Raw genomic sequence first — 5,155 nt, forward strand, 5'->3', positions numbered from 1 at the left:
ATGTGGGCCTGCACGTCGGGAAGCTTCGTGTTCGGACCGCAGGGCGCGGCCGACCAGGTGTCGGCGGTCGCCGCCGCGGCCGGAGTGCCTGCCTCCTCCACGTCGATCGCGTTCGTCGACGCGCTGCGCCACCTCGGCATCGGACGGGTCGCCGTCGCGGCGTCCTACCCCGACGACGTCGCACAGCACTTCGTCGCGTTCCTGTCCGCCGGCGGCGTCGACGTGGTGTCGATGGGCAGCCACGGCATCTACACCGCGGCCGAGGTCGGCACGCTGGGCGTGGAGCAGGTGGTCGCGATGGTCACCGCCGCCGATCATCCCGACGCCGAGGCGGTGCTGGTGCCCGACACCGCGATGCACACGCTGGCGATCATCGAGCAGCTCGAGGCCGCGGTCGGCAAACCGGTGCTGACCGCCAACCAGGTCACGGTGTGGAAGGGCCTGGAGCTGCTCGGGCCGGTCCCGGAATTACCCGGGCTCGGCGCGCTGTTCGGAGGCACCCGATGACCACCTACATCGCTCCGCTGGCGCAGGAGACGACGCCCAGCATCATCGCGGACAAACTGCGCGCCGCCATCGGCCACGGCGAACTGGAGCCCGGCTCGCAGTTGGGCGAGGCCGACCTGGCCCGCCAACTCGGCGTCAGCCGCGGCCCGCTGCGGGAAGGCATGCAGCGCCTCACCCAGGAGGGCCTGCTGGTCGCGATCCGCAATCGCGGCATCTTCGTCACCGACATGACCCCTGACGACGTCCGCGACATGTACCTGGCCCGCGGCGCCGTCGAACGCGCCGCCGCCCGCAAGATCCTCGACGGCGACGCCTACGCCAAAGCCGGGGACGCGCTGCTGGCGATCTGCGACCAGATGGGGCGGGCCATCACCTCGGCGGAGGCCAGCGAGCTCGACATCGCGTTCCACGAGCGGCTGGTGGAGCTCTCCGACAGCCCGCGGCTGGCCCGGATGCACCAGACGTTCGTCACCGAGACCCGGATGTGCATCCACGCCCTTGCCGAGAGCTACGCCAAGTCCGACTACCGCGAAGAAGAGCACCGCATCCTGGCGACCGCCCTGCGCTCCGGCGATCGCGATCGCACCGACGAGCTGCTGGTGGCCCACATGGACGACGCGCTGGCCCGGCTGATCCCCGACTGATCGCCGACGTCTTGTCGCCGAAGCTGCATCCTCTGCGGCGATTCGGGCCACATGTGCGCGCTGGCTACATGTTCGGCGCAGCCAGTCGCCCCCACCGTTGCCGCAGCGCGTCCTTGCACCGCCGGATCGTGGAGCCACGCGTGTCCAGATGCGTCACCTCGATCAGCAGCCAGCCCTTCTGCTGGAGCAGCTTTTTGAAATCGATATCCGCGCGCAGGGCGCGACGGTGCGCGGCCCACTCGACCCCGACCTTGGCATCGACCCAACCCATGCCGATGGCCACACCCCACGGCTGGTCGTCCATGGTGGCGAAGTTGTACGAGTCGTCTTCGACGAAGATGCTGGTCCTCGGGCGCGGCAACCCCCCGTCGATCAACATAAGCCGAAGCCGGGTCTCCTCAGGAGAACGGCTGCCGCCGTCCATCAACCTGATCGCCTCCCACGCCGAACCCGTACCTCGGGCCGACCTGTAGCGGGCCTCTAAAGGAGCGACATCCGCGGCCGAGACGTCCGTGCACTCGCTGAGTTGGTCGAGGAGAACGACCGCCTCGTCGCGCGGCAGCCGTCGGGCCAGGTCGAGCGCCGTCCGCGCCGGCGTGGTGCACGGCAACGGACCTGCTTCCACCTCGTCGCTGCCGATGCGTTCGGTCCGGACGACAACACCTGGCCGGGCCCGCCGTGGCGGCGCGATGAGCTCGATCGTGGCGTTCGTGTCGATCGAGCCCACACCGTAAAGCGCGGCGGCAGTTGTGCCGGCGATGACTCCCTTGCGGCCGGTCCACAGCCAGGCGGCCCGAGCTCTGTCGTGAATATCGATGCGGGCGTCCTTGTGGATGTACACATCCGGGTACAGCGCGGTGTAGTTCCAGCGGAGTGCGCCGCGGGTCAGCGAGCGTGCTGCCAGTGCTTCGCTGCCGATGAAGGGTTCGTGCATGTGCGCCATAGTGTTCGGGTTATGAGACATTCTCCGGCGCTGTGGCCCATATCCACACCAGGGCTGTGAATCGGTGCTTGTTTGGGGAAAACGCAGCCATAGCGTCGATTTGGCGCAGAGCATGCCGAGGGCAACCCCAGACCAGGGCGCCTCGGTGGTGCTCACACCCAAATCGACGCCGGGGCTGTGGATATCAGGCCAACCGCAGAAATCGCAGCCGTGGAGTTGATTTCGCCCACAGCACGCTGGTTATACGTTCGCTGGGCGACGACCCCGCCAGAACAACCAGAGCGCCGACACCAGAAAGTAGAACGCTCCAAAAGCGGCGTACGGTGCGATGTCTGACACGCTCGGCATCTGGGCTCCGCCGGCCTCGCGGAGGAAGTTCGCACCGGCGGCCGCAGACTGTACCCCGCTGATGATCATCAGCCACTGACCACCGGCGAGTTTCCGCCGGCGGACCGCCGTCGCCAGCTGCAGCAGTCCCGACAGGACCGCCCACACACCGAACACCCCCAACACCGCGTGCATGCTGTGCGCCAGGGCGACCGCGACCGCGACGGTGGTCAGACTGCTGACGACGGTGTTGAACGCCTGGGTGGGGTTGCGTCGCAGCCCACCGTTCTGCCGCGCATCGATCACGTTGGCGAGCGCATCCCATGCCGGATAGCTCAGCAACAGTGCGCCCGCGATCATGGGCGATTTCGTTCCGACCGTCAGCGCGGCGAGCACCCACAGGATCGAAATCACGCCTCGCAGAGCGTAGTAGGACTTCAGCCAACGGTCGGGGTCGACCGAGGTATGGACATTGAGCGTGTGATTGGACATGGCCCTCCTTGATCGAAGCGGTGTTATCACCGTTATCGCTTTAACGATATCGACGGTAACATATTCCGCTTGTGGCCCGGTGTTATCGTTGGAAACATGTCGGCCGCCACTCGCAAATCCACGTCGGACCGATTGTTGGAGGCGGCCGCGGAACTCCTGCAGGCGGGCGGCGTCGAGGCGGTGTCCACGCGTGCGGTTGCCGCTGCAGCCGGCACACAGCCGCCGATTCTCTACCGCAGGTTCGGCGACAAGGACGGCCTCATCGAAGCGGTCACCCTGCACATCCTCGAGGGCTACATCCAGGAGAAGCGCAACCTCCTCAAGCAATCCGGAGACCCTGTCACAGACCTGCGACGCCTCTGGGATCTCTTCGTCGCCTTCGGGTTCGCTCAACCCGACTGCTTCGCCTTGATCTACGGAAACGTGCGGCGGGGTGACGCGGTCTCTGCGGCCGCCGAGACGTCGGTGTCCATGCTGCACGACGCGATCGCCCGGATCGCCGACGACGGCAGACTTCGGATGAGCGCCGAGCGCGCGACAGATCTGTTCCAGTCCTGCGGCGTCGGTTTCGTGATCACGCAGTTGACCATGCCCGCGACAAAGCGCGACCCAGAACTGAGCGACATCGCTCGGGAGAATGCGATCTCGAGCATCGTGATCACCTCCGGTGCCGGCAAGGCTCGAAGCACATTGACCGGGCGTGCCACCGCACTACGGCAGGCCATCGAGGATAACGACGTGCCTCTGACCCATGCCGAACGCGAACTGATGAAGGAATGGCTGGGCCGCATCGCCGACAAGCGACGGCGCTGACGGCGACCCCGGGCCCCGCGTTGACACTGCGGTCAGGGCGCACCCCTCCGTTGACACTGCGCTGAGGGTGCAAAAACGTGCCAAAAGCCCGCCGTGGCTGCAGTCTCAACGCAAGAGCCCGCCGTGGCTGCAGTCTCAACGGCGGAGCCCGCCGTGGCTGCAGTCTCAACGCAAAGGCTCACATCTTGATGCCGATGTACTTCGTCTCCAGGAACTCGTCGATGCCGATCGACCCGCCCTCACGCCCCAGCCCGGAGGCCTTGACGCCGCCGAACGGGGCCGCCGGGTTGGACACCACACCCTGGTTCAGGCCCACCATCCCAGTATCCAGCGCCTCAGCGACCCGCAGCGACCGGCGCAGATCGTTGGTGAAAACGTAAGCGATCAAACCGAATTCGGTGTCATTGGCTGCCGCCACCGCCTCGTCCTCGGTCTCGAACGGCGTCAGCGGCGCGACGGGGCCGAAGATCTCCTCCGAGCTCATCGCCGCATCCCGCGGCACCCCCGTCAGCACCGTCGGCGGGTAGAAGTACCCCGCACCGCCGGTTGCCTCACCACCGGTCAGCACCGTGGCGCCGCGCGTAACGGCGTCGTCGACCAGCGTCTGCACCTTGCGCAACGCCGCGTCGTCGATCAGCGGTCCGACGTTGACGTCGGCCTCGGTGCCGCGGCCGACCGTCAGACCCGCCATCCGCTCAGCCAGTCGGCGGCCGAAATCCTCGATCACCGACGAGTGCACATAAATCCGGTTGGCGGCGGTGCATGCCTCGCCCATGTTGCGCATCTTGGCGGCGAAGACCCCCTCGACGGCCTCGTCGAGATCGGCGTCGGCGAACACCAGCACCGGAGCGTTGCCGCCGAGTTCCATCGACGTGCGTAACACCTTCTCGGCACACTGCTCCAGCAGGATCCGGCCCACCTGCGTGGAACCGGTGAACGACAGCTTGCGCGCCAGCCCCGACCGGATCATCGGCTCCAGCACCGCGCCGGCCTCGGTGGTGCTGATGCAGTTGACCGCGCCGTCGGGCAGCCCGGCCTGCGCCAGGATGTCCATCAGCGCCAGCATCGACAGCGGTGTCTGCGGTGCGGGCTTGATGACGCTGGTGCAGCCCGCGGCGATTGCCGGGCCGAGCTTGCGGGTGCCCATCGCCATCGGGAAGTTCCACGGCGTGATCAGCAGGCACGGCCCCACCGGCTGACGCGCCACCAGGAAGCGTGACCCACCGGCCGGCGCCGTCTGATAGCCGCCGTCGATGCGGACCGCCTCGCCGGCGAAGTGCCGGAAGAACTCCGCGGCGTAGGCGATCTCACCGCGGGACTCGGCCAGCGGCTTGCCCATCTCGAGCGTCATCAGCAACGCGAGGTCGTCGACGCGTTCGTGCAGCAATTCGAACGCGCGCATCAGGATGTCGGCGCGCTCCCGCGGCGG

General features: G+C 67.3%; 6 protein-coding genes. 3 read left to right on the forward strand and 3 right to left on the reverse strand.

Features of this window, described 5'->3' with window-relative positions:
* Both WA965_RS28755 and WA965_RS28760 read left to right on the forward strand, forming a co-directional pair.
* Positions 1-507: maleate cis-trans isomerase family protein (locus WA965_RS28755; protein WP_526448282.1), on the forward strand; the 507-nt coding region annotated here is incomplete at its 5' end.
* Entirely contained in the window at positions 504-1,151 is a 648-nt protein-coding gene (locus WA965_RS28760) for a GntR family transcriptional regulator (protein ID WP_526300318.1), read from the forward strand. The genes WA965_RS28755 and WA965_RS28760, both read left to right, overlap by 4 nt.
* 64 nt (positions 1,152-1,215) lie before the next feature.
* On the opposite strand, the gene WA965_RS28765 is transcribed toward WA965_RS28760, so the two are convergent.
* Both WA965_RS28765 and WA965_RS28770 read right to left on the reverse strand, forming a co-directional pair.
* A complete protein-coding gene (locus WA965_RS28765; RefSeq protein WP_526300320.1) occupies positions 1,216-2,085 on the reverse strand; it encodes a type IV toxin-antitoxin system AbiEi family antitoxin in 870 nt (289 codons plus the stop codon).
* A gap of 249 nt (positions 2,086-2,334) precedes the next feature.
* Complete coding sequence (locus WA965_RS28770) at positions 2,335-2,913, reverse strand: DUF308 domain-containing protein (protein ID WP_526300322.1); 579 nt, start codon at positions 2,911-2,913, stop codon at positions 2,335-2,337.
* Positions 2,914-3,009: 96 nt separating this feature from the next.
* On the opposite strand from WA965_RS28770, the gene WA965_RS28775 reads away from it, so the two are divergent.
* The gene (locus WA965_RS28775) at positions 3,010-3,726 is read left to right on the forward strand and encodes a TetR/AcrR family transcriptional regulator (RefSeq protein ID WP_526300324.1); all 717 of its coding nucleotides are present in this window, start codon (positions 3,010-3,012) and stop codon (positions 3,724-3,726) included.
* A gap of 178 nt (positions 3,727-3,904) precedes the next feature.
* Here WA965_RS28775 and WA965_RS28780 read toward each other — a convergent pair.
* The coding region (locus tag WA965_RS28780; protein ID WP_526448283.1) for an NAD-dependent succinate-semialdehyde dehydrogenase at positions 3,905-5,155 on the reverse strand (1,251 nt) is incomplete at its 5' end.

Origin of the sequence: Mycobacterium sp. (assembly GCF_049683935.1) — a bacterium.
Classification (GTDB): domain Bacteria; phylum Actinomycetota; class Actinomycetes; order Mycobacteriales; family Mycobacteriaceae; genus Mycobacterium.

Coding starts and splice junctions, on each gene's coding strand:
- WA965_RS28760 (WP_526300318.1), top strand. CDS start 504: ATGACCACCTACATCGCTCCGCTGGCGCAGGAGACGACGCCCAGCATC.
- WA965_RS28765 (WP_526300320.1), bottom strand. CDS start 2,085: ATGCACGAACCCTTCATCGGCAGCGAAGCACTGGCAGCACGCTCGCTG.
- WA965_RS28770 (WP_526300322.1), bottom strand. CDS start 2,913: ATGTCCAATCACACGCTCAATGTCCATACCTCGGTCGACCCCGACCGT.
- WA965_RS28775 (WP_526300324.1), top strand. CDS start 3,010: ATGTCGGCCGCCACTCGCAAATCCACGTCGGACCGATTGTTGGAGGCG.